Here is a 23,632-nt window from a genome sequence, read left to right on the forward strand (position 1 = left end):
TTTCGATGTTTCAGTGCGTGAGCAGGATTCCCGAGACGGCGAAGGTGGTGGTGCCGGACTTGAAGGTGAGTACTGCCTGGTCGGCGCTGTCCGGCAGGTGGCCCTTGAACGTGATCGTCCCGTGCTCGTTACCGCCCGCCGGGATCTTGCCCGGCCACGAACTCTTGCCGGTGTCGGCGCGCAGCGCGGTACCGTCCGCAGCGGTGAAGGTCGTACCGTCGATCGGGATCTGGAACGCCTCCTTGCTGCCGTTCGCGACCAGCACCTCGATGCGGGTGAAATGGCTCGTGTACGTGACCTTCTCGACGGTCATCGTGATGCCCGTTCCGGGCTTCGAGACCGGCTTCGTGAGGCGGTCCGCTCCCGATTCGTTGCCGGTCAGGTAACCGGCGACGTACTCCGTACCGGCCGTCAGCGCGAACCCGCCGACTCCGACGCCGACGAGTACTACCGCGATCGCGATGATCACCGAGACGTCGAACTTCCCCGGACGGTGGTCTTTCGGCGCCGCGGCGTCGAGCAATGCGAGCACCATTGCGACCACTAGTGCGATGCCTGGCGGTACGAGCCACCGCAGCGCGCCGCCGGGGCCGTCGCTGAAGAACGTGACGACGAGGTTGACGATCAGTCCGAGCACGATCACGCCACCGGCGGCGATCAGCACCCGCGGCAGCCGAACCGTCCCGACCGCGTCGTCACCGCCCTCCGCCGTACGCCACTCCGCCGCCTGCTCAGAAAGCCGCAGTCCACGCCGCCCCGCACCACCCGCGCCACCTGGAGCACCTGCGCCACGCGAAGCACCAGTGTCACCCACAGCACCCGCGCCACCGGATGCGCCCCGGCGGGCGCCCGCGCCACCCGATGCACCCCGGCGGCCGCCCGCGCCGCCGGATGCGTTCCGGCCGCCGCCCGCGCCGCCGGACGCGCCCGGGCCGCCGCCCGTGCCACCGGATGCGGCTCGGCCGCCGCCCGCGCCAGCCGATGCGCCCCGGCCGCCGCCGTTGCGCCGGTCGGTGTTTGCGGGCCGGCCGTCGGGCTCGTTCCAGTTCGGCTGTGACTGGTCGATCCGCGCCGAGATCTCCCAGGGCGACCGCACCGGCTCCGGACTGTCGGCCGACGGATAAGCGGCCCACCCACCATCACCCCGTGCCGCCGGGTAGGACTCCTCGGGCGCAGGCGGGAAGTCGTCCGCGTACGGGCCATCCAGTGGACCGCTCGGGAAGGCGCCCGCGCGGTCCTCGACGGGCGCCGGCGAGAAGTCGCCGCGCTGTGGCTCGACGGGCGCTGGTGAGGAGCCGTCGAGGTACGGCTCGGCGGTCGCGGATGGGAAGTCGGCGGGGTGTGGTTCGGCGGGCGCCGGTGGAAAGTCGTCGGAGTATGGCTCGATGTGCCCAGGTGGGAAGTCGTCGGGTTGCGGCTCGGCGGGCGCCGCTCGGAAGTCGTCGGGGTGTCGCTCGGCTGGGGGTGGTGGGAAGTCGTCGTGGTGTGGTTCGGCGGGCCCGGGTGGGAAGTCGGCGGGGTGCGGCACGGCGGGCGCTGGTCGGAAGTCGTCGGGGTGTCGCTCGGCTGGGGGTGGGGGGAAGTCGGCTGGTGTGGCGTGGCCGGTTGGGTGGAGTGGGCCGGCTTGTTCGGCGGCCTGTGGTGGCTCTGGTGCAGGTGCGAACGGGGTCGGCTCAGCGGAGTGCGCGGGGTCGAGCGGCGGAGGGGTGCCCGGGGCGAGAGACGACGCCGCATCAGGCGCGAGAGGAGCCGGGGCCGCCTCGGGGGCGAAGGAAGCCGGGGCTGCCTCGGGGGTGAAGGAATCAGAGCCGGCGTCGGGGGTGAAGGAACCAGAGCCGGCGCCGGGGGTGAAGGAACCAGAGCCGGCGCCGGGGGTGAAGGAACCAGAGCCCGCGTCGGGGGTGAAGGAAGCTGAGCCCGCGTCGGGGGTGGAAGAGGCGGGGGCGGCGGCGGGGGGTGGCGGAGTGGAGTTCCCGGCGGGGGTGACGGGAGTGGGGGCGGTAGGGCCGGGGGTGGTGGATTTGTGGAAGGTGAGGATGGAGCGGCCGATGTGGATGCGGTCGCCCGATGTCAACGGAGTGGGGGCGGTGATGCGGAGGCCGTTGAGGCCGGTGCCGTTGCGGGACTCGTCGTGCAGGGTCCAGGCACCGGCGGTGCGGGTGAGCCGGGCGTGGATGCGGGAGATCTGGTCGTCGGCCTGCAGCCGGATGTCGGCGTTCGAGGCGCGCCCGATGGTGATCGTGTCGGCGCCGTCGGACTCAGGTGGCAGCGTCCAGCGCTGGTCGCCGAGCGACAGCACGCATTCGGTTTCCACTCACACCCCAGCCGGCGTCGATCCGTCGCACCGCGCGAGCACCCCGCCGCGGCCGACCCGTCTGCGCGATTCTGCCATCCAGGTCTGCCCCGGACCACTGGTGGTTCGCTGACCGCACAACATCCGTACTGTCCGCGTCAAGCCACTCACCGGACCGTGATGATTCTCAGCTGACACCAAGCTTTGTCAGCGCTTTGTAGCCATGACAACGCGGTCAGTTGTCATCGAGGTGCCAACGGCACGACAGCGCCTTGCCCGGCCGGGGTGCCGGACATAGTGTCTCGCCGCACGATTCATCGGGATTGGATGGAAAGGGGTCTTCCGGAGGCAGATCCCGGATGAAGAGGCCGGAGGTTCCAGGCGGAGGTGGTGCACCGCCTGCAGTCCGGTCCAGCGCGCAACCCGCCCAGCACCATTCATGTGAAGGGACCACTACCAATGGTCTTGTTCCAGCGTTCCCGCAAGCCTGCCGTCGTGATCGGGGTCACCAGCCTCGCCGCGGCAGCACTCGCCGGACTCGGTACCTCGGCGGCCGGTGCGGCCACCGCGGCCCAGAGTGCGGCACCGCCCAGGCCTTCAGCAGCGCAGTCGAAGGCGTTCGCCGCCGACTCCGCGTCCTCACTGGTGGCCGGCCGGCCGAGCGCCCTGCACGCCTCTAAGGACGACAAGTTCACCGCCAAGCCGGTGATCTCGGACCAGTCAGGTCTGCAGTACGTCCCGTACGAGCGCTCGTTCAAGGGGCTCCCGGTGGTCGGTGGCGACTTCGTCGTCGTGACCGACAACAAGGGGGCCGTGAAGGCAACCTCGGTCGCGCAGACAACTGCCGTACCGGACCTGTCGACGACCGCGAAGGTGACCGCGGCGGCCGCGCAGAAGACCGCGAACAAGCAGCTGAAGCGGGTCGACTCGTCGACCAAGCCGACGCTGGCGGTCTACGCCCTGAACGGCACGCCGAAGCTCGCCTGGCAGTCCCGGGTCAGCGGCAGCAGCGGCAAGGAGCCGTCGAGCCTTTCGGTGTACGTCGACGCGCAGACCGGCAAGGTGCTCGGTACCAAGGAGCACGTGCTGTTCGGCGACGGTACGGCGGCGTACAGCGGCCCGAACCCGGTCCACCTGGACACCACGCACTCCGGCAGCACGTACTCGATGACAGACCCGAACACCACGAACCAGTCCTGCCAGGACGCGGCGAACAACACCACGTTCTCCGGCCCGGACGACCTGTGGGGCAACGGCAACGCGACCAGCAGGGAGACCGGCTGCGTCGACGCGCTGTACACCGCGCAGACCGAGCGGCACATGCTGACCGACTGGCTCGGCCGGAACGGGTTCGACGGTAACGGCGGCGGCTGGCCGATCCGTGTCGGCCTGGCCGACGTGAACGCGTACTACGACGGCACCCAGGTGCAGGTCGGACACAACAACGCCAACCAGTGGATCGGTTCGATGGACGTCGTGGGCCACGAGCTCGGTCACGGCATCGACGACCACACCCCGGGTGGCATCTCCGGCAGCGGTACCCAGGAGTTCGTCGCCGACACGTTCGGCGCGGCCACCGAGTGGTACAGCAACCAGTCGTCGGCGTACGACCCGCCGGACTTCTACGTCGGTGAAGAGGTCAACCTGGTCGGCCAGGGCCCGATCCGCAACATGTACGACCCGTCCCAGGTCGGCGACCCGAACTGCTACTCGAGCTCGATCCCGGGCTCCGAGGTGCACGCCGCGGCCGGTCCGGGCGACCACTGGTTCGTCCTGGTCTCGCAGGGCAGCGGCGGCAACCCGAACGTACCGACCTGCAACAGCTCCACGGTGACCGGTCTGGGCATCCAGAAGGCCATCAAGATCATGTACAACGCGATGCTGATGAAGACCAGCAGCGCCTCGTACCTGAAGTACCGGACCTGGACCCTGACGGCTGCGAAGAACCTGTACCCGGGCAGCTGCGCCGAGTTCAACACCGTCAAGGCGGCGTGGGACGCGGTCAGCGTACCGGCGCAGTCGGGTGACCCGACGTGCTCCGTCTCCGGTGGCGTCACTGTCACCAACCCGGGCAACAAGACCGCCACGGTCGGTACCGCGATCGGTTCGTTCACGCTGTCGGCCAGCGGCGGCACCGCGCCGTACACCTGGTCCGCCACCGGTCTCCCGGCCGGCATCACCATCGGTTCCTCCACGGGCACCGTGTCCGGTACGCCGACCACCGCCGGTACGTACAACGTGACCGCAACGGCCACCGCGAGCGCAGGCGGCTCCGGCAGCACGTCGTTCACGATCACCGTCAGCCCGGTGGGTGGCGGCTGCTCGTCGCCCGGCCAGAAGCTCGGCAACCCGGGCTTCGAGACCGGTTCGGCGGCTCCGTGGACCGCATCGGCGGGCGTGATCGACAACAGCACCTCCCAGCCCGCGCACAGCGGCTCCTGGAAGGCGTGGATGGACGGTTATGGCACCACTCACACCGACACGCTGACTCAGTCGGTGACCATCCCGGCCGGCTGCTCGGCGACGCTCTCCTTCTACCTGCACATCGATTCTGCGGAGACGACCACGACGACGCAGTACGACAAGCTGACGGTGAAGGCGGGCTCGACCACGCTGGCGACCTACTCCAACCTGAACAAGGCGAGCGGCTACTCGCTCAAGTCGTTCAACCTCTCGTCCTTCGCGGGCCAGACGGTGTCGATCAGCTTCACCGGCACCGAGGACGTCTCACTGCAGACCTCCTTCGTCGTAGACGACACGGGCCTCAACGTGAGCTGACCTTCTCCTGAGTGTGACCGGCCGTCGCATCCGTGAGGATGCGGCGGCCGGCTCTTTGTCCGTGACTTCACTGCGACTTCAGGCTGTTTCCAGGGCCGCTGGTGATGATGTGCCGAGCCGTCGATTGCGTCGGTGCTCGAAGCATTGCCAAAGGGGGCAATTAAGTGGTGTTCGGACGATTCAGATTGCGGAGACGACGGACTGGGGCACTGATTGCCGCAGTACTGTCTTGTGCGGTGGCAGGCGGCGTGTTCGTCAGCTCGCCGGCGTTGGGTGCCGGTTCAGCGCGCGTAACGGTGAGTCTGAGCGCGCCGGCGTCCGCGACCTATGGCTCGACGATCAGCCTGTCCGGGCGAATCGTTCGCCGGGGGACGACGACCGCCGTACGAGGCGGCACGGTTCGGTTGCAGCGTTCGATCCATGGCAGAGGACGGTTCAGCAACCTGGCGAGCACGCGGACGAGCTCCACGGGCGCGTTCAAGTTCTCGATCGTGCAGCAAGGCGCTTTCGACTACCGCGCGTACTACGCGGGGTCGGGGACGTACGCGCCTGCCTACAGCCCGGTGCGTTACCCGGTCACGTATCAGAAGGTCGTGTTCGACTCGATCATGACGACCGACCCGGACAGCGGCCAGCTGACAGCTATCGGGCGAGTGTTTCCGACGCCGCCAGCCGGCACTGCCGTCTACCTCCAGCGATACAGCACAGATGCACGCACCTGGGTTACGACCGGGTTCGGCCGCTATCAGAGCGGTCGGGTGGTCATCAAGGTCAATCTTCCCGGCTCTGTGGCCGCCTATCGCCTCATGGTCGGGGCACGGTCGCCGTACGGCGCCGGCATCTCCACGGCCAAGTCCTATGCACACTACGTTTGGCGTAGCGCTTACGCGAGGCGCTTCAAGCGTGTGAATACTTCGGGGCAGGTCACGATCGCAGACGACCCAGGTGGCTCGGCCAACAAAGCGAACTTCATCGGTTCGACGGTGGCCTCCATCCTGATCGTGATGCCTGACATCAGCGGCTGCGTCAACTTCAAAGCGACTACGCACAACAACCAGAGCACGGTTGCTCCGATTCAACTGCGCGTCGCGTCCGACGCGCTGTCAGGGCCGAACCAGACAATCTCTCTCGGAGCCAACGCCGGCGACGAGGCGAGATTCGAAGAGAAGTCTGTGGCCGGTGGAACCTACGTGCAGTATCAGATCGTCGCGGGCCACGAAGATGTGTTCAACGTGACGACTTCGATGCAGCTCGAGTGCAGTAACTAGTTCTCCTCGCGCCGCCGTACCCGTTCCGGAGGGTACGGCGGCCGACTTGTTTCTCAGCTCAGGGTCATCCGGGGTTCGCCGTTGGTGAGGCCGGTGCCGGCGATGGTGCAGGTGCCGCCGCGGTTCTGGGTGTAGGTCTGGCGGACGCAGTTGCGGAGCGCCAGTTGGGCCCAGTAGTTGGGGTGCAGGGACTCCTGGATGTAGTAGTCGGAGCCGACGGTGGTGACGGTGCGGATCTGGTTGATCCATTCGGTCCTGTCGACGGCGGTCGGCTGGGTCCACGAGCTGAGGCCGACCTCCTCGTACAGGCCGACGCCCTTCTCGCACAGGCGGCGGCCGTTGAAGGCGGACTGGAGTTCGAGCAGGCGCGTGTTGCTCAGCCCGGACTGGCCGATCGCGTCGCGGACCGTGTTGTTGATCGTGACGAGCGCGGTGCTGTTGGCCCAGTCGGCGTCGGCGTTCCAGAAGCCGCAGCCGCCGGTGCTCTGCCGGGTGTAGCCGCTCTGGCCGTACCGGAACCCGGTGGCCGACGGGATCGGCGACGGATACGTCTGTACGACGAGGTTCCACGCGGTGTCGCCGTACCCGGCGTTGCGCATCGCGGTCCGCAGGTTCTGGAACGCGGTGGCGATCTTGCCGCGGACGGTGGCGACGTTGGTGGCGGTGAAGTTCGCGACGACGGACGAGTCGTCCTTGCAGTAGTCCGGGTTCCACGACGGCGACAGCAGGAAGTCCTGGACGCACTGCGTGACGACCGACGCGAAGTTGAAGTCGTTGCCGCCGATCGAGACGACCACCTGCTTCACGTTGTGGCTCGCCGCGAACTGCTGCAGCATCTTCGCCTGGCCGAGATGCCCGGCACCGTCGTCGTAGAAGTCGATACCGGGCTTGAAGTAGTCCCCGGTGGAGGTCGTGGTGCGCGCGCCCGAGCAGGCGAGGTTGAGCCCGCCGACGCCGCCACCGATGTACGCCTCGGCGGACTGACTGCGATGGCAGCGCGGGATCACCTCGGCGGTGTGACTCGCGTTGTCGTAGTACGCGGTCCCGCCGAGCGCGTCGGCCGGGGTCTCGGAGTCGTTCGAGCTCCCGGCCCACCGGCCGGCCTCGCCCGAGATGTAGGAGTCCCCAACGGTCACCACGTACGGCGTCCCGGATCCGGGACCGTCGGCGTGCGCCGGGGGAGCGACCAGGCCGAGCCCGGTCATGGAGAGCACAAGGATCGCTGCTGAGACTCGACGACTTCTGGGAGTTGTCACCGGAAGGCCTCTCTCGCCGGAGTTCGGTGACCGATCGGTCACCGACGAGATACTTCCCGGTAACAACTCTCGGTAGACTCAGAGTACTGGCACACTTGCGCCCTGTCACCGCCGTGTCAGGTGCTGTGTCAGGTGCCGGGCAGGTTCACCTGCTCCGGATAGCGCTCGGTCCACCACGCCCGCCATTGCGCCTCCAGCAGATCGCGGTCGGTGTCGCCGTAGAGCGAGAGGATCGCCATCGAGGCACCGGCCGGCTTCTTCTCGCTGGGTGGGAGATGGCTGAGTACGAGCAGGCCGTTGCCCCAGGCATCTACTACCAGGCCCAGCTGGTGGTCCGTGCGGTACCAGAGTTCGCTGTCCCCGGGGACCAGGTCCAGCGCGCCGTCCTCGATCGGGGAGACGGCGCCGACGCCCGCGAAGAACAGCGTGTGGCGTACGTCGTCCGGGTGCCGCTCGACCGCGAAGCGGAGTTGGTGCAGGAAGGTGATCCAGCCTTCGGTGACGTCGTCGTAGTACGCGTCCCAGTCGGGGTCCGCCCCGAGTGGCGCGCGGGTGAGCGTGACGCGGGAGCCGCCCTCGACCGCCTCGACGGCGAAGACGTCGCCGTTGCCGAGGCGGAGCGTCGTACCGTCCTCCACCGCCCGGGTGAAGTAGATCTGCTCGATCTCCTCGTCCAGGCCGCCCTCGTACTCCCAGCCGTGCCAGTGCCGGATCTTGTCGCGGTCCCGCAGCGCGTTCCACACCGTCTCCACGGGAGCGGCCACCGTCACCTCGATCTTCATGACTCTCCTTCGGTACGTCGGGGCGCCGGGTGGCCGCCTGCGACCACGCGGTACTGCCGTCCGCCGGCGCTGTCGAACTCGTCGACCACCTGCTGCATCGCCGCCGCCAGCGCGTCGGTGAACCGGTGCACGTCAGCCGGCTCCGCGAACCGCACCTCGGCCTCGACCGTGAACGTCAGCAGCCGCTTCCCGTCGGCGTCGGCGGCGGTCTGCATCCGCGCGACGTCCCGTACGGTCCCGGCCGCAACCTCGACCAGGTGTTCGGCGGCGTACTGGTCCTGGATCTGCGTGAACGCACGGCCCATCACCGCCGGGTCGACCACCAGCCCGCCGGACGCGCGCAGGATCCGCTCGGTGAAGCCGCGCCGCCGCCGTTCCTCGACGAGCTCGACCAGGCCGGCCTTCTCGAGTTCGCGGAGGTGGTAGTTCACCCGCTGCCGCGGCAGGTCGAGCGCGGCCGCGAGCTGGGTCGCCGACGACGGCTCGCGGAGCAGCTCCAGCAGCCGCCGCCGGATCGGCGACAACGCCAACCGAACTTTCTCCGGCTCCTCGACGAATCGCAGCATGCTCTCAATGTCTACTTGACAGGAAAATTTGTCAATGGACCGCCAGGCCATCGCAATCGAGGGCGTCCGTACCTCGCGAGCGGGGTGCGGGTGCCGGCCGGGCGAATGTGATGGCGTGGGGGTCCGGGGGTCGGGCAGCATGGCGGGGTGGGAGTCCAGGGGCCGCAGTTGCCGATCGGCACGCAGGTGGTTTTGCGGGTGGCGGGGACCGACGGTCCCGATGGCGCGGTGCGGCGTGGGGCGACCGGGCGGGTGGTCGGCATGACCGCGGACGGGCGGTACGCGGTGCGGTTGGCTGATGGGCGGGAGACCGTGGCGCGGCGCGATCAGCTCACCCTGCGGTCGGCGTACCAGGACGAGGCGATCGAGCTCGGCCGGCCGGACGGCTACCGTCTGGTCCGCGAGTACACGATCTACGCGGCCATCGTCGGATCCCGCGCCTTCGGGTTGGACACCGAGGAGTCCGACACCGACACCCGCGGCGTGTACGTCGCGCCGACCGAGGCGTTCTGGTCGCTGGCGAAGCCGCCGACGCACGTGGACGGGCCGGAGCCGGAGTGGTTCTCGTGGGAGGTCGAACGCTTCTGCGAACTCGCCCTCAAGTCGAACCCGAACCTGCTCGAGGTCCTGCACTCACCCCTTGTCGTACGCCAGACCGCACTGGGCGAGGAACTCGTCCACCTCCGCACGGCGTTCCTGTCCCAGCTGGCCTATCAAACGTATTCCGGCTACGTGCTCAGCCAGTTCAAGAAGCTCGAGACCGACTTCCGCCGCGACGGTGCGCCGAAGTGGAAACACGTCATGCACCTGATCCGGCTGCTGCTGTCCGCCCGCGAACTGTTGCTAGAGGCAACGCTGGTCGTCGACGTCGGTCCCTACCGCGAACGTCTGCTCATGATCAAACGCGGCGAGTTGCCGTGGAACGAGGTGGAGCGTTGGCGGCTGGACCTGCATCAGGACCTCGACGACGCCCTGCGCCGCACGGTCCTTCCGGGCACCCCAGATGTGGCGACCGTCGACAACTGGCTGCGATCGGTCCGGAAGCGCAGCCTCGGCGACGTCTGACCCGCGCCGGCCGCAGTCGATGGAGAGCGGTTGCCGGAGGCTCTGTTCTGACAACGGTGCCAGTCGTAGGCTATTTACTTAACTTCGTGAAGCATTGACAACCGGGGTTGCTGGGGTAAATAGTTCCGTCCTGAAATCAATCAGAAAGCAGAGTGAATCAACAGTGGTGAACATCGAGATTCTGCAGCTCCGGGCCGCGGGCGTCAGCCTGGTGCTGGACTGTTCCGGTCCGGGCCTTCCGTCCGTCCTGCACTGGGGTGCGGACCTTGGCGAGCTGACCGAGGATGCTCTGCTGGAACTGCGCCGCGGCGCCGGAGCGGTGCAGAGCGGCAGCGGCCTGAACGAGGACCGCCCGGTCGCGATCGTGCCGGAGTACTCGGCCGGCTGGTTCGGCCTGCCCGGCCTGAACGGGCACCGCGACGGCCAGGACTTCTCCGCGAGCTTCCGCCTCACCAACGTCGCGCAGAGCGGCAACACCGTGCAACTCGAGGCGGCCGACGCCGGGCTCGAGCTGAAGCTCACGATCGAGCTCACCGACTCCGGCCTGGTCAAGGCCAAGGCCGACCTGACCAACACCGGTACGACGACGTACACCGTCGACGCCCTGCACCTCGCGCTGCCGGTCCCGACCGAGGCGACTGAACTGCTCGACATGACCGGCCGGCACATCGGCGAACGGCACCCGCAGCGGCACGCATTCACGCAGGGCGCGCACATCCGCGACAACCGCCGCGGCCGTACCGGTGCCGACGCGACCCTCCTGCTGCTGGCAGGCACCGAGGGCTTCGGCTTCCGCACCGGCGAGGTCTGGGGCGTACACACCGCGTGGAGCGGCAACCATCGTTCGTACGCCGAACGTGGCATGACCGGGTACGGCGTGATCGGCGGCGGCGAACTGCTGCTCCCCGGCGAGGGCCGCATCGCACCCCAGGGCACGTACAGCACCCCGTGGATCTACGGGTCGTACGGCGTCGGCCTCGACCAGTTGTCGCAGCGCTTCCACAAGTACCTGCGGGCGCGGCCGAACCACCCGCACACCGAGCGTCCCGTCGTACTCAACACCTGGGAAGCGGTGTACTTCGACCTGGATCTCGACAAGCTGAAGGCGCTCGCGGACGCGGCGGCCGAGGTCGGCGCCGAGCGGTTCGTGCTCGACGACGGGTGGTTCCGCGGGCGTCGCGACGACCACGCCGGCCTGGGTGACTGGTACGTCGACGAGGGCATCTGGCCGAAGGGCCTGCACCCGCTGGTCGACCATGTAAAGGGCCTCGGCCTGCAGTTCGGGCTGTGGGTCGAGCCGGAGATGGTGAACCCGGACTCCGACCTGGCCCGCGAGCACCCGGACTGGATCCTCGCGGCCGGCGACCGGATGCCCCCGACCGCCCGCAACCAGCAGGGCCTGAACCTCGGGATCCCGGCGGCGTACGACTACATCCTCGAGCGCCTCGACAGCATCCTGAACGAGTACGACATCGCGTACCTGAAGTGGGACCACAACCGCGACTTCGTTGACGGCGGCAACCAGCACACCGGTACCGCCGGCATCCACGAGCAGACCGCTGCCGTGTACCGGCTGATCGACGAGCTGAAGCGCCGGCACCCGGGCTTGGAGATCGAGTCCTGCTCGTCCGGCGGCGCCCGCGTCGACCTCGCCATCCTGGAGCGCACCGATCGGGTCTGGGGCAGTGACAGCAACGACGCGCTCGAACGGCAGACGATCCAGCGGTACACGCAACTCCTGCTGCCGCCGGAGCTGATCGGCTGCCACGTCGGCCCGCCGCGCGCGCACACCACCGGCCGTACGCAGACGCTGTCGTTCCGCGCGATCACCGCGCTGTTCGGCCACTTCGGCATCGAGTGGGACATCGCGTCGGCGACTCCCGAGGAGCGCGCGGAGCTGAAGGGCTGGGTCGCGCTGCACAAGGAGTTCCGGCCGCTGCTGCACACCGGGCGCGTGGTCCGCGCCGACCGCGGTCCCGCGGACGTCCTCGTCCACGGCGTCGTGGGGCAGGACAGGTCGCGCGGCGTGTTCAGCGTCGTACAGGTGGCGCAGTCGGTGACGTCCGCCGTCGGCCGCGTACGGCTGCCCGGACTGGACCCACAGACGACGTACCGCGTCAGCAAGGTCGCGACACCCGGTCCCGAGTCGCGGTCGGCGGGTTGGTCGGCCGAGGGTGGAAGCGTGGAACTGAACGGCGCCGCCCTCGCCTCGGTCGGGGTACTCATGCCCGCGCAATGGCCGGAGAGCGCGATCTTGCTGAACGTCACAGCGCTCGGGTAGCCGCCCGGGCGCAGGCACAGAAGAAGGAGATCCCCCGTGACCACAACCAACGCACCACCGGAAACCGAACGAAGTCACGGGGGACACGCGGCGCCGCCAGGGAAGCGGCGCAGCCTCGGTGACCTAAAGGTCGCGATGATCTTCCTCGCCCCGGCCACGCTCGGCTTCGTCGTGTTCTACATCTGGCCGACGCTGCGCGGCGCGTACCTGAGCTTCACCGAGTACAGCCTGCTCTCGGCGCCGAAGTTCAACGGGCTGGCCAACTACGACCGGATGATCCACGACAGCTTCTTCTGGAACGCGCTCGGCGTCACGGTCGAGTACGTCGTGATCAACATCGGCCTGCAGACCGTCCTGGCGGTCGGCATCGCGATGCTGATGTACCGGCTGACCAAGTCGATCACGGTCCGCGCGATCATCCTGGCGCCGTACCTGGTCGCGAACGTCGTCGTCGCGCTGGTCTGGTACTGGATGCTCGACGTCCAGGTCGGTGTCGTGAACACGTTCCTCGGCTGGTTCGGGATCGACCCGGTGGCGTTCTTCGGCGACTCGCACTGGGCGATCCCGACCGTTGCCGGCATCAACGTCTGGCGGCACATGGGCTACACGGCGCTCCTTGTCTTCGCCGGCCTCCAGACGATCCCGGCGTACGTCTACGAGGCCGCCGAGGTGGACGGATCCACCGAGTGGAAGACGTTCTGGCGGATCACGCTGCCGTTGCTGCGGCCCGTTCTGGTGATGGTCCTGGTGGTCACCATGATCGGGTCGTTCCAGATCTTCGACACGGTCGCGGTGACGACCCAAGGCGGTCCGATCAACGCGACGCGGGTCATCTACTACTACATCTACGAGCGCGCGTTCACCCGGTTCGACTTCGGGTACGCGTCCGCGATGGCGCTGGTGCTGTTCGCGATCCTCGCCGTGGTGTCGCTGGTGCAGCTGCGGCTGCTCCGCGCCAAGGAGAGTGATCTCGCATGAGAAGAGTCAGCGTAGGCAGAACCGTTGCCTGGGTCATGCTTTTCATCCTCCTCGTCGTGACGCTCTTCCCGTTCTACTGGATGTTGCGTACGGCGTTCTCGGACAACACTCAGCTGCCGGGTCACCCGCATTCGTTGCTGCCGGTGGAGACCACGCTCGGCGCGTTCAAACGGGTCCTCGGGCTCTCGTCGATCGAGGAGGCGCAGGCGCAGGGCGGTTCCGGCGCGGCCGTGAACTTCTGGCTGTACCTGCGGAACTCGTTGGTGGTGGCAACTATTACCACGGCCTGCCAGGTGTTCTTCAGTGCGATGGCGGCGTACGCGTTCGCCCGGCTGCGCTGGCCCGGACGGGACAAGGTGTTCGCGTTGTTCCTGGCCGCGTTGATGGTGCCGCCGATCTTCACCACGCTGCCGAACTTCGTGCTGATCAAGAACCTCGGCCTGCTGAACAGCTTCGCCGGCATCATCCTGCCCGGCGCGTTCATGACGCCGTTCGCGATCTTCTTCCTCCGGCAGTTCTTCCTCGGCATCAACCGGGAACTGGAGGAGGCGGCGATGATCGACGGCGCCGGGCACCGGCGGATCTTCTTCGGGCTGATCATCCCGATGAGCGGTGCGCCGATCGCGACGCTGGCGATCCTGACCTACATCAACTCCTGGAACGACTACTTCTGGCCGTTGCTGGTCGGCCAGCAGGAGAACGTGCGGGTGCTGACGGTCGCGCTGGGTGTCTTCCGTTCGCAGACGCCGCAGGGCGGTCCGGACTGGGCCGGGCTGATGGCGGCGACGCTGGTCGCGGCGCTGCCGATGATCATCCTGTTCCTGGCGTTCGCCAAGCGGATCACGAACTCCATCGGCTTCTCGGGGATCAAATGAACCTCTCTCGAAGGACCCTGCTGAAGGCAGGACTCGCGTCGCTCGCCGTGCCGGCTGTTGCCGCATGCAACAACGGGGCCGCGGCCCGGGGCGACGGCGAGATCATCTACTGGCTGTGGGACTCGGCGCAGCTGCCGATGTACACCGAGTGTGCGAAGGTGTTCCACGAGCAGAACCCGCAGTACTCGGTGAAGATCGAGCAGTACGGCTGGAACGACTACTGGTCGAAGCTCGTCACCGGGTTCATCTCGGACACCGCGCCGGACGTGTTCACCGGGCACTCCTCGAAGTACCCGTTGTTCGCGGCCAAGGGGCAGGTGCTGCCGATCGACTCGTACGTTGCCCGCGACAACGTTGATCTCGGCATCTACCAGAAGGGACTCGCGGAGCGGTGGATCGGTGCCGACGGCAAGCGGTACGGGTTGCCGAAGGACTGGGACACCGAGGTGTACTTCTACAACAGCGCGTTGACCGAGGCGGCCGGGATCAGTACCGAGCAGCTCAACTCGATGACGTGGAACCCGCAGGACGGCGGGACGTTCGAGCAGATCGTCCGCCGGCTGACCGTCGACTCCAAGGGCCGCCGCGGCGACCAGCCGGGGTTCGACAAGGGCAACGTGAAGGTGTACGGACTCGGGTACGCCGACGCCGGCGGCGGTGACGGACAGACCAGCTGGAGCTGGTACGCCGCGAGCAACGGGTGGAAGTACTCCGAGGGTGAACCGTGGGGGACGAAGTTCTTCTACGGCGACCCGAAGTTCACCGAGACGATCGGGTGGTGGCGCGGACTGATCACCAAGGGCCTGATGCCGACGTACGCGCAGGCGAAGTCGGGCGTGGACGTGACCACGTCGTTCGGCGCGGGGAAGTACGCGATCACGCCGAACGGGTCGTGGATGCTCGGGACGTACGGCACGCTGAAACAGGTGAAGACGAAGCTGGCCCGGCTGCCGATCGGGCCGGTCGGCAAGCGGATGTCGATGATGAACGGGCTCGCGGACACCATCTGGGCCGGTACGAAGCGGCGGGACGCGTCGTGGGCGTGGGTGAAGTTCCTCGGGTCGCAGACCGCGCAGGACATCGTCGCGAAGGCGGGCGTGGTGTTCCCGGCGGTGGCGGCGAGCATGCCGGCGGCGAAGGCGGCGTTCGCGAAGAGCGGGTGGGACGTCACGCCGTTCCTGGAGCCGGTCGAGGCGGGCGACGTGTTCCCGTACCCGGCCAACCCGAACGCCGCGGACGTGACCGCGGTGATGACGCCGGCGATGGACGCGGTGATGTCGTTCGAGGCGGAGCCGTCGTCGTTGGCGAAGGCGAACAAGGACGTGAACCAGATCCTGTCGGTGAACAGCTAAGGGTTGACCCTGGGTGGGACTACGCCCGGGGGAGTACGCCGTACTGCGTCGAGCGGTGCAGCGTGCTCCTCCGGGGGTAGCGGAGGTGTCGCCGCTGAGGCGACGCGGATCGGGGCCTGCGACGACAACCTTGGTGGCATCGGAGAACCTTCGACCACCAGGGAGAGTCATGAACGAGGAGAGGCCGGGCGGCCCGATCCGCATCGGCGACCGCGAACGCGAGGACGCCGTCAAGCGCCTCGGCGAACACTACGAAGCCGGCCGGCTCACCACGGAGGAACACTCCGACCGAGTCGACCAGGCCCTGAAGGCCAAGACCGAAGCAGACCTGCGCGAGCCCTTCGCAGACCTCCCCGGCCCCCACCAGCCAAGCACCCCCGGCGCCTACGGCGCGCAGGGCGCCGGCGCACCTGGCGGAGCAGGCCAGGGCGCTCCCGGCGGAGCAGGCTACGGCGCACCTGGCGGGGAACCCGGCTACGGCGGAGCGGGCTACGGCGCACCCGGCGCCGCCGAGGGCGGCGAGGGCGGCGAGGGCTGGGCAGGACCGTGGGGCTGGCGCAAGCCACCGTGGACCGCTCCGGAGAACTCCACCAGTGCTGGGAACTCGGGGCCTGGTGCCGGCAGCGGGGGATTCGGGGGGCCTGGTGGATTCGGTCCGGGCGCGGGCCGTGGGTTTGTCGGGCGGATGCCGCTTCCGTTGCTGATCATGCTGGGCGTGTTCGGCGTACTGGCGTCCATCGGGTGTGTACTCGGCGCGGGCCACCCGCCGATCCTGCCGATCCTCCTGGTGGTTGCCGCGGTGTACGTGATCCGCAAGCGCCGGACGGAGCGCCGCGCATGAGAACCGTGTACCGGATCTCCGGCATGCTGATCGCGATCGCCGTCGCCCTGCAGGTCGCGTCGATCGCGCTGTCCGGCTTCACCATCGCCAAGGACGCCAACAACGGAACGGCGATCGGCGCGGACTACAGCAACTTCGGCGAGGCGTACCACAGCATCGCCGGAATGGTCATCGGCCTGCTCGCACTGGTACTGCTGATCGCGTCGTTCCTGACCGACGTACCGCGGGGCCGGACGCTCGCCGGCGTCGTGGTCCTGCTGGTCGCGCTGCAGTTCGTCCTCGCGACGGTGTCCTTCGGGGTACCGGCACTCGGAGTACTGCACGGCCTGAACGGTCTGGCGGTCGCCGCTGTCGCAAGCGTCGCCTCGCGGCGGGCCGTCGTACCGAAGGAACCCGTGACCAGTGCCTGAGGTCAAGAAACGCAAGTGGGGGCGGCTGGTCGCGCTAGGGGTGACGCTGGCGGTACTCGTACCGCTCGGCTATCTCTGGGTGACCAGCCTGGTCCCGGGTTCGTACAACCCGGCCGAGATGGGCTACGCCGACTACGGCGGCGGTCCGAGCTCGATGGGCCACATGGATCACATGCAGGGGATGAGCGTCGCGGATCTGACCGGGCCGAAGACGGGTACGCCGGACGTGAACGTGACGTTGATCGCGCGGAACCAGAAGTACCAGTTGGCGTCCGGCGAGACCGTCGACGGTTACACGGTGAACGGGACGTCGCCCGGGCCGCTGATCCGCGCGAAGGTCGGTGACCTGGTCCAGGTGACGTTCGTGAACGAGTCCGTGAAGGACGGCGCAACCCTGCACTGGCATGGCATCGACGTACCGAACGCGGAGGACGGTGTCGCCGGGGTGACGCAGGACGCGGTACCGGTCGGCGGGAAGCACGTGTACCGGTTCAAGGCGGAGCAGGCCGGGACGTACTGGTACCACTCGCATCAGGTGTCGAGCGACGAGGTGAAGGGCGGGCTGTTCGGCCCGGTCGTGATCGCGCCGGCCACCCCGGGTGAGGTGATCGCGACGATCCACACGTACGACGGCAAGCGCACGATCAACGGGCGGAGTGGTGCTGGGCGAGTCGACGTGCCGGCTGGTACGAGGGCCCGCGTACGGGTGATCAACACCGACAACGCGATCCTGCGGGTCGGGCTCGTCGGTACGCCGTACAAGGTCGTCGCCGTCGACGGGGCGGACGTCCACGGGCCGACGCCGGTGAGTGCCGCGTACGCCCTGCCTGCCGGCGGGCGGGTCGACCTTGAGGCCCTGGTGCCGGCGGGTGGGATGCGGTTGGTGGCCGGTACGTCGTCGTTGTCGCTCGGGATCGGCCCAGCTGATCCACCGACCGGCGACTTGCCCGCGGACACCGTCGACCTGCTGAATTACGGGACGCCCGCGCCGCTGGGGTTCGACCCGTCCAAGCCGAATCGTACCTTCGACTACCGCATCGGCCGGTCCGCCGGCTTCCTGGACGGCAAACCCGGTCTGTGGTGGACGATCAACGGCCACAAGTTCCCCGACGTACCGATGTTCATGGTCGCCGAGGGTGACGTGGTCCGGATGAAGATCTCCAACACCAGCGGCCAGTCCCACCCCATGCACCTCCACGGCCACCACGCCGTCGTCCTCTCCCGCAACGGCGTCGCCGCCACCGGCTCCCCCTGGTGGACCGACACCCTGGAGGTGGGCAACAAGGAAACCTACGAAATAGCCTTCGTAGCCAACAACCCAGGCCTCTGGATGGACCACTGCCACAACCTCCCCCACGCCTCCCAAGGCCTGATGACCCACCTCATGTACGAAGGCACCACCACCCCCTACCGAGTAGGCGGCACCTCCCACAACAAACCCGAGTGAAACTGTCTTCTAGGACGGGTGTCCTTGTCTCATGATGTTCCGATGGGACTGCAGGTGCTTCCGCGGATCGTCCGGGTGCTCGTCGGTATACCGATCGCACTCGGTGCGCTGGCGATTCTGCCGCTCGGCATTTCGAGCAGGCATCACAATCAGCAACTGATCGCAAACGGTCCGATTCAGCACGCCGAAGTCCTGTCGGTCACCCAGGACAAATGGTCCAAATCTCACAAGGTGACCGTTACGGTGACTCGCCCCAGCGACGGCGTGCCGGTCGAGGTCGACGGAGGCAATCAACTGGATCCGAAGCCGGTGGCGGGGGACCGGATCGATGTGGTCGTCGACCCGAAGGATCCGTCGGACGTCGTAGCCGCGCAGGTCGACTGGTCGATTCCGTGGTGGCTTTGGCCGTTCGTCATCGCCGTCAGCCTGCTGATGCTCACGATCGGGCTGGCGATCGCGTTCGGTCGAGGCTCAGGACGCCTGTTCCAGCGCCGCTAGGTGGGTGCAGGCGGCTTCTAGGGCGGCTGTCTGGGATGTGTAGGAGCCGTGCCAGAGGGGGTTGTCCGGTTGGGGGTCGAGTTGGTTGTCTACGTCGGCGTACCACTCGTCCAGCGTTCGGAAGACCCGTGCGTGTAGCTGGTTGTCGTTCACCGCACCACTCCTGGAAGTGAGAACCGTGTCCTTCTCACAGGATGTGACGAAGGCCGGAAGGATCCGGTGAACGACACGCCTACGTGACGAGGACGGTGATGCGTTGGGCGGTGTTGTTGGAGAAGCCGCCGCGGTTCCACTCGGCCTCGATGGGTTGTTCGCGGCCGCTGGTGTCGTACGCGCGGACGGTCAGGACGTGCTCGCCCGGGGTCGCCTCCCAGTCGTACGCGAACGCCCGCCAGGCCAGCTCGTCGTTGCCGGGGGCATCCAGTTTCGCCTCGTGCCAGTTCACCCCGGCGTCGGTGCTCACCTCGACCCGTTCGATCGGCGCCCACCCGGACCACGCCCGGCCGAACAGCGGAACGGTGCCCGCGGCAACGAACCGGTGGCGGCTCATGAAGTCCGGGAACCCGGGCGGTACGAGCAGCGCCCGCGGCTCGATCCGCGTCACCGCGCGGCCCGGATCGTCCGGCGCCTTCCGCAGTACGTACGCGACCGCGTTCTGGAACCCCTCGAACTGGTGGTCGATCACCTCGATCGACCGCAACCACTTCACGCTGGCCATCCCGTACCACCCCGGTACGACGAGCCGCAGTGGGTATCCGTGCTGCGGCGGCAACGGCCCACCGTTCATCTCCCACGCCACGATCGCGCCGGACTCGACCGCCTCCGCGACGGACAGCCCGCGCTGGTAGTCCTGCTCCACACCGCGTTCCACCCCGTGGTCCGCGCCGGTGAACACCACGTCGACGGCGTCCTCGCGCAGACCCGCCAGCCGCAGCAGATCGGCGAGTAGTACACCGGTCCATTCCGCCGTACCGACCGCCTCCGACAACCACGGCTGGCTGATCGGCCGCGGCTGCAGCGTCGCTCGCCCGTTCCCGGCGCACTCGAGCGTGACGCGGATCGTCCGCCGGCCCATCGCCCGCAACTCGGTCAACCCGAACGACAACGGCTCGTCCACACACCCGCCCACCGTGAGCCGCCAGTCACCGGCCGCCGTCGCCGGGATGTCGTAGTGCACGAGTACGTAGTGCAGCCCCGGCGGCGTCACGTCGTACCGCAGCCCCTCCAACGGCATCCCATGATTCCGCGCCGCCAACTGCAACTCGTCGGCCGTGATCCCCTCACCGGTGTCCGCCAACCGCCCCCGAACACTGAAGTCCCCAATAGACATCGCAGATCCCCCCTCCCCAAGGACAACCCTAGTGGTAGGGACCGGCTACAACCAGCCGTTGTCGAGGGCTATGCGGGCGGCTTCGGCTCGGGTGCGGGCGCCGGTTTTGCCGATGGCGGCGGAGAGGTGGTTGCGGACGGTGCCTTCGGACAGGTGGAGTTCCTTCGCGATGTCGGCGACGGTACCTCCGTCCCGGGCGGCCCGCAGTACGTCGGACTCGCGGCCGGTCAGCGGGCTCGTACCGGCGACCAGCGTCTCCGCGGCGAGTGACGGATCGACCACGCGCAGCCCCTGGTGGACCCGCCGTACGGCGTCGGCGAGCTGTGTCGCGGGCGTGTCCTTGACGACGAACCCGGCGGCGCCGGCCTCCATCGCGCGGCGCAGGTACCCGGGGCGGCCGAAGGTGGTCACCATCAGCACCCGAACCCCTGGTACGGCCGTACGCAGCGCCGCAGCGGCCTCGATACCGTCCAGGCCTGGCATCTCCACGTCGAGCAGCGCGACGTCCGGCTGCGAGTTCTTCGCGGCGTCGATCACCTCGTCGCCGCGGCCGACCTCGGCCACCACCTCCAGGTCGGGCTCGAGATCGAGCAGGGCGGCCAGCGCGCCACGAACCAGCGCCTGGTCGTCGGCGATCAACAGTCGGATACTCACAGCACCATCCTCACAGGCCTACCTTGACGGCCAGCCGGAACCCGCCGCCCGGCGCCTGACCGACCTGCAGGCCGGCGTTCGCCTGGTCGGCCCGTTCGCGCAGCCCGACCAGCCCGTGGCCGGACGCGCCCCCGCCCGGCGTCGGCCCCTTCCCGTCGTCGAGTACCTCGATCTGGTTCGCCGTGATCTTGATCGTGCACCGCTTCGCCCCGGAGTGCCGTACGACGTTCGTCACGCCCTCCCGTACCACCCACGCGAACAGCTCCCGGTTCTCCTCCGGTACCTCGTCCATCGTCGTCGGCAGGTCCGCCTTGATCTCCGCGGCCTGCAGTGCGGTCCGCGCCGACACCAGCTCCCCGGCGAGACTCAGTTCCCGGTACCCCGCGACCGCCGCCCGTACGTCGGCCAGCGCCGCCCGGGCGAGACTCTCGACGTCGGCGACCTCCGACGCGGCCCGTTCCGGGTTCGCCGCGATCAGCTTCCCGGCCAGCTCCGCCTTGACCGTGATGACGGTCAGCGAGTGCCCGAGGATGTCGTGCAGGTCCCGCGCGAACCGGTTCCGCTCCTCCTGTACGGCGAGTTCGGCCATGTCCTTGCGGGTCGCGCTCAGCTCGATGCTGCGCTGGATCGCCCGGCGCATCCCGTACACGGCCAGCGCACCGAGGAAGATGGCGAACCCGTAGCTCCCGTCGTCGGTCCACCCCGGTACGACCCGCATCGAGACCTCGGCACCGAGCAGCAGCAACGCGACGAACGCGAACGAGGCGCGCAGGTCCAGCAGCATCATCGCGACCGACCCGATGTAGACGAGCCCGGTGAGCGCGGTCTGCCCGGCGGTCGGGACCATCAGCAGGCAGAGCGCGAGCATCAGGCCCAGGTACCCGACCCGCTGCCAGCGCGCCAGCAGATGCTGACGCGCCATCCGCCGCAGCAGCCCGAAGAACCCGAGATAGCTCGCCGCGAACAGGGCGAGGTTGAGAAAACCGAGGACCTGTACGACGCCGTGCTGCCGTTCGGCGATGCTCTGCAACGGCTGGGCCAGGTAGAACAGCCAGATCCCGGCCGCGAGCCAGCCCCAGCGGCCCGGGCCGGCGCCGACACGATCGGCCATACCGTCCAGGACCCTGAGGCTGTCGTTGCTCTTCACGATGGTTACGGTAAGCCCTCGGCTCAGGCGCGGGCCGTGTCGGCGCGGTACCGGCGCAGCCCGATGAGGCCGAGTACGACGGTCCAGCCGAGCACGACGAGCAGCGCGTGGGTGTCCAGTCCGCTCTGCGTCAGCGCGCTCCGCGAGGTCTGGCCGGTCCAGTACGCCGGCGTGAGCTGCGCGATGTGCTTCATGATCGACGGCATCTGGTCGACCGGCAGCCACAGCCCGCCGAAGGCCGCGATCAGCATCGTGCTCAGACCGGTGATCGGCTGCACGCTGTCCGGCTTCGCGATGTACCCGATGACCAGACCGATCGCCGCGAACGGCAGCGCACCGAGCCAGGACACCAGTGCGACCGTGGTCCACTGGGTGGCGCTGAGGTGCACGTGGCCGAAGATCATCCCGAACAGGAACACCACGATCAGCGGCGGGATCGCCAGCAGCAGGCTCAGGATCACCTTGTTGACGACGTACGCCTGCGGCTTCAGCGGCGTCAGCCGGAGTGTCCGGTTCCAGCCGCCGTCGCGCTCGGCCGCGATCACGCCGCCGCTGCTCATCGCGGCGGACATCGAGCCGAACATCGCCATGCTGACCATCACGTACGCGATCGCGGAGATCCCGCCCTCGCTGGCTTCCTTCGGGATGGTCAGGCCGAAGATCAGGAACAGCACCACCGGCATCAGGACCGAGAAGATCATCACCCGGCGGTTCCGCAGCGTCCGGCGGATGTCGAAGACGAGGTAGTCGCGGTTCATGCCAGGGTCTCCTCTTGGGCCGAGCTGATGGCCAGTACGGCGTCCTCGAGATCCGCCGAGGTCACCTCGATGTCGTGTGCGTTGGTGTTCTCGAGCAGGTACCGCAGCGTGTTGTCGGAGTCCGCGCACTGCAGCAGTACGACCTCACCACGGGTTTCCACGTTCCGTACGCCCGGCAGCGACGCCAGCGCGGCGAGGTCCGCACCCGGTACGGTCGCGCGGATCGTACGGCCGGACACGCTCGCCTTGATCTGCGCGGCGGTGCCGTCGGCAACTACCTTGCCGTTCCGCATCAGCACGACGCGATCGGCGTACGAGTCCGCCTCTTCCAGGTAGTGGGTGGCGAACAGCACGGTCCGCCCGCGGGCCGTCTCCGCGTGCATCGACGCCCAGAAGTCACGCCGGGCCTCGACGTCCATCCCGGTCGTCGGCTCGTCCAGCACGATCAGGTCCGGCTCCGGGATGATCGCCATCGCGAACCGCACCCGCTGCTTCTGGCCGCCGGACAGGCCCTTCATCGTCCGCTTGGTGAGGTCGGCGATCCCGGCGCGTTCCAGGGCCTCCTCGACCGGCATCGGGTTGCGGTGCAGGCCGGCCACGAGGTTCAGCAGTTCGCCCACCTTGGCGTCCTCGATGATCCCGCCGCTCTGCAGCATCACCCCGACCTGGCCCTTGGTGATCGCGTCGGTCGGCGTACCCCCGTACACCTGCACCGTCCCCTGATCGGGCCGTACGAGCCCCAGCAGCATCTCGATCGTGGTCGACTTGCCGGCCCCGTTCGGTCCCAGCAGCGCCACCACCTCACCGGCCCGGATATCCAGATCCACCCCGGCGACGGCCTGCACATCCGCATACTTCTTGGTCACACCCCGCAGGCTGACCGCAGTCGTTGTCGTCATACCAAGAGCATCGCGAACCCGGCCGCCACGCACCTGGACCACTCGTCACAACCCATCCATGACATCCGTCAGCCCACTCTCAGGGTCCGGCTTCAGGGTCGGTCCTGGGGCTCGAGGGGTGGTGGACGGGGGCCCGGGGGAGTACGGGTTGGGT

At 68.2% G+C, this 23,632-nt stretch carries 20 protein-coding genes; 11 read left to right on the forward strand and 9 right to left on the reverse strand.

The genetic code is table 11. The annotated features are described in order from the left end of the window. Window positions 1-10: 10 nt before the first annotated feature. Window positions 11-2,314, reverse strand: a complete 2,304-nt coding sequence (locus ACFYRU_RS28660) for an FHA domain-containing protein (protein ID WP_387663995.1) — start codon at window positions 2,312-2,314, stop codon at window positions 11-13. A gap of 438 nt (window positions 2,315-2,752) precedes the next feature. Here ACFYRU_RS28660 and ACFYRU_RS28665 point away from each other — a divergent pair, with 438 nt between their 5' ends. Then, the gene (locus ACFYRU_RS28665) at window positions 2,753-5,071 is read left to right on the forward strand and encodes a M4 family metallopeptidase (RefSeq protein ID WP_387663997.1); all 2,319 of its coding nucleotides are present in this window, start codon (window positions 2,753-2,755) and stop codon (window positions 5,069-5,071) included. Between the two features lie 236 nt (window positions 5,072-5,307). Continuing rightward, entirely contained in the window at window positions 5,308-6,339 is a 1,032-nt protein-coding gene (locus ACFYRU_RS28670) for a hypothetical protein (protein WP_387663999.1), read from the forward strand. Window positions 6,340-6,392: 53 nt separating this feature from the next. On the opposite strand, the gene ACFYRU_RS28675 is transcribed toward ACFYRU_RS28670, so the two are convergent. The 3 genes from ACFYRU_RS28675 to ACFYRU_RS28685 form a co-directional block, all read right to left on the reverse strand. Beyond that, window positions 6,393-7,544 (reverse strand): hypothetical protein, encoded by a 1,152-nt coding sequence (locus tag ACFYRU_RS28675; protein ID WP_387664001.1) that lies wholly within the window; start codon window positions 7,542-7,544, stop codon window positions 6,393-6,395. Between the two features lie 179 nt (window positions 7,545-7,723). Continuing rightward, window positions 7,724-8,377: an SRPBCC domain-containing protein gene (locus tag ACFYRU_RS28680; protein WP_387664003.1), complete on the reverse strand. Its 654-nt coding sequence runs from the start codon at window positions 8,375-8,377 to the stop codon at window positions 7,724-7,726. After that, window positions 8,374-8,943: a helix-turn-helix domain-containing protein gene (locus tag ACFYRU_RS28685; RefSeq protein ID WP_387664005.1), complete on the reverse strand. Its 570-nt coding sequence runs from the start codon at window positions 8,941-8,943 to the stop codon at window positions 8,374-8,376. The genes ACFYRU_RS28680 and ACFYRU_RS28685 overlap by 4 nt, the downstream gene beginning before the upstream one ends. Before the next feature lie 147 nt (window positions 8,944-9,090). Between ACFYRU_RS28685 and ACFYRU_RS28690 the strand changes: the two genes are divergently transcribed. The 9 genes from ACFYRU_RS28690 to ACFYRU_RS28730 all read left to right on the forward strand — a co-directional run bounded on the left by ACFYRU_RS28690 (window position 9,091) and on the right by ACFYRU_RS28730 (window position 18,690). Next, window positions 9,091-10,008 carry a DNA polymerase beta superfamily protein gene (locus ACFYRU_RS28690; protein ID WP_387664007.1) on the forward strand — a complete coding sequence of 306 codons (918 nt, stop codon included), beginning with the start codon at window positions 9,091-9,093 and terminating at the stop codon, window positions 10,006-10,008. A gap of 166 nt (window positions 10,009-10,174) precedes the next feature. Continuing rightward, entirely contained in the window at window positions 10,175-12,289 is a 2,115-nt protein-coding gene (locus tag ACFYRU_RS28695; RefSeq protein WP_387664009.1) for an alpha-galactosidase, read from the forward strand. Window positions 12,290-12,325: 36 nt separating this feature from the next. Further along, window positions 12,326-13,267, forward strand: a complete 942-nt coding sequence (locus tag ACFYRU_RS28700; RefSeq protein WP_387664010.1) for a carbohydrate ABC transporter permease — start codon at window positions 12,326-12,328, stop codon at window positions 13,265-13,267. 35 nt (window positions 13,268-13,302) lie between these two features. Beyond that, entirely contained in the window at window positions 13,303-14,142 is an 840-nt protein-coding gene (locus tag ACFYRU_RS28705) for a carbohydrate ABC transporter permease (RefSeq protein ID WP_387664012.1), read from the forward strand. After that, window positions 14,139-15,494: an ABC transporter substrate-binding protein gene (locus tag ACFYRU_RS28710; protein ID WP_387664014.1), complete on the forward strand. Its 1,356-nt coding sequence runs from the start codon at window positions 14,139-14,141 to the stop codon at window positions 15,492-15,494. The genes ACFYRU_RS28705 and ACFYRU_RS28710 overlap by 4 nt, the downstream gene beginning before the upstream one ends. 169 nt (window positions 15,495-15,663) lie before the next feature. Continuing rightward, window positions 15,664-16,335 (forward strand): DUF1707 domain-containing protein, encoded by a 672-nt coding sequence (locus ACFYRU_RS28715; RefSeq protein WP_387664016.1) that lies wholly within the window; start codon window positions 15,664-15,666, stop codon window positions 16,333-16,335. Next, the gene (locus tag ACFYRU_RS28720; RefSeq protein WP_387664018.1) at window positions 16,332-16,745 is read left to right on the forward strand and encodes a DUF6220 domain-containing protein; all 414 of its coding nucleotides are present in this window, start codon (window positions 16,332-16,334) and stop codon (window positions 16,743-16,745) included. The genes ACFYRU_RS28715 and ACFYRU_RS28720 overlap by 4 nt, the downstream gene beginning before the upstream one ends. Beyond that, window positions 16,738-18,192, forward strand: coding sequence for a multicopper oxidase family protein (locus ACFYRU_RS28725; RefSeq protein WP_387664020.1), 1,455 nt, complete (start codon window positions 16,738-16,740; stop codon window positions 18,190-18,192). Before ACFYRU_RS28720 ends, ACFYRU_RS28725 begins: the two co-directional genes overlap by 8 nt. Before the next feature lie 42 nt (window positions 18,193-18,234). Further along, on the forward strand, window positions 18,235-18,690 hold the full coding sequence (locus ACFYRU_RS28730; protein ID WP_387664022.1) for a DUF3592 domain-containing protein: 456 nt from the start codon (window positions 18,235-18,237) through the stop codon (window positions 18,688-18,690). Window positions 18,691-18,922: 232 nt separating this feature from the next. On the opposite strand, the gene ACFYRU_RS28735 is transcribed toward ACFYRU_RS28730, so the two are convergent. The 5 genes from ACFYRU_RS28735 to ACFYRU_RS28755 are packed head-to-tail and all read right to left on the reverse strand — an operon-like array spanning window position 18,923 to window position 23,478. Continuing rightward, a complete protein-coding gene (locus ACFYRU_RS28735) occupies window positions 18,923-20,020 on the reverse strand; it encodes a sulfite oxidase (protein ID WP_387664024.1) in 1,098 nt (365 codons plus the stop codon). A 45-nt stretch (window positions 20,021-20,065) separates the two neighbouring features. Continuing rightward, window positions 20,066-20,674, reverse strand: a complete 609-nt coding sequence (locus ACFYRU_RS28740; RefSeq protein ID WP_387664026.1) for a response regulator transcription factor — start codon at window positions 20,672-20,674, stop codon at window positions 20,066-20,068. Between the two features lie 10 nt (window positions 20,675-20,684). After that, window positions 20,685-21,821: a sensor histidine kinase gene (locus ACFYRU_RS28745; protein WP_387664028.1), complete on the reverse strand. Its 1,137-nt coding sequence runs from the start codon at window positions 21,819-21,821 to the stop codon at window positions 20,685-20,687. Between the two features lie 23 nt (window positions 21,822-21,844). Continuing rightward, a complete protein-coding gene (locus tag ACFYRU_RS28750; RefSeq protein WP_387664030.1) occupies window positions 21,845-22,579 on the reverse strand; it encodes an ABC transporter permease in 735 nt (244 codons plus the stop codon). Further along, window positions 22,576-23,478 carry an ABC transporter ATP-binding protein gene (locus ACFYRU_RS28755; protein WP_387664032.1) on the reverse strand — a complete coding sequence of 301 codons (903 nt, stop codon included), beginning with the start codon at window positions 23,476-23,478 and terminating at the stop codon, window positions 22,576-22,578. The genes ACFYRU_RS28750 and ACFYRU_RS28755 overlap by 4 nt, the downstream gene beginning before the upstream one ends. Window positions 23,479-23,632 lie beyond the last annotated feature (154 nt).

It is taken from the genome of Kribbella sp. NPDC004536 (assembly GCF_042873835.1).
Lineage (GTDB): Bacteria > Actinomycetota > Actinomycetes > Propionibacteriales > Kribbellaceae > Kribbella.

Bases quoted from the DNA above. Each gene is read 5' to 3' on its own strand.
- ACFYRU_RS28665 (WP_387663997.1), top strand. From the start codon at position 2,753: ATGGTCTTGTTCCAGCGTTCCCGCAAGCCTGCCGTCGTGATCGGGGTC.
- ACFYRU_RS28675 (WP_387664001.1), bottom strand. From the start codon at position 7,544: ATGACCGGGCTCGGCCTGGTCGCTCCCCCGGCGCACGCCGACGGTCCC.
- ACFYRU_RS28680 (WP_387664003.1), bottom strand. From the start codon at position 8,377: ATGAAGATCGAGGTGACGGTGGCCGCTCCCGTGGAGACGGTGTGGAAC.
- ACFYRU_RS28685 (WP_387664005.1), bottom strand. From the start codon at position 8,943: ATGCTGCGATTCGTCGAGGAGCCGGAGAAAGTTCGGTTGGCGTTGTCG.
- ACFYRU_RS28705 (WP_387664012.1), top strand. From the start codon at position 13,303: ATGCTTTTCATCCTCCTCGTCGTGACGCTCTTCCCGTTCTACTGGATG.
- ACFYRU_RS28710 (WP_387664014.1), top strand. From the start codon at position 14,139: ATGAACCTCTCTCGAAGGACCCTGCTGAAGGCAGGACTCGCGTCGCTC.
- ACFYRU_RS28715 (WP_387664016.1), top strand. From the start codon at position 15,664: ATGAACGAGGAGAGGCCGGGCGGCCCGATCCGCATCGGCGACCGCGAA.
- ACFYRU_RS28720 (WP_387664018.1), top strand. From the start codon at position 16,332: ATGAGAACCGTGTACCGGATCTCCGGCATGCTGATCGCGATCGCCGTC.
- ACFYRU_RS28730 (WP_387664022.1), top strand. From the start codon at position 18,235: ATGGGACTGCAGGTGCTTCCGCGGATCGTCCGGGTGCTCGTCGGTATA.
- ACFYRU_RS28735 (WP_387664024.1), bottom strand. From the start codon at position 20,020: ATGTCTATTGGGGACTTCAGTGTTCGGGGGCGGTTGGCGGACACCGGT.
- ACFYRU_RS28750 (WP_387664030.1), bottom strand. From the start codon at position 22,579: ATGAACCGCGACTACCTCGTCTTCGACATCCGCCGGACGCTGCGGAAC.
- ACFYRU_RS28755 (WP_387664032.1), bottom strand. From the start codon at position 23,478: ATGACGACAACGACTGCGGTCAGCCTGCGGGGTGTGACCAAGAAGTAT.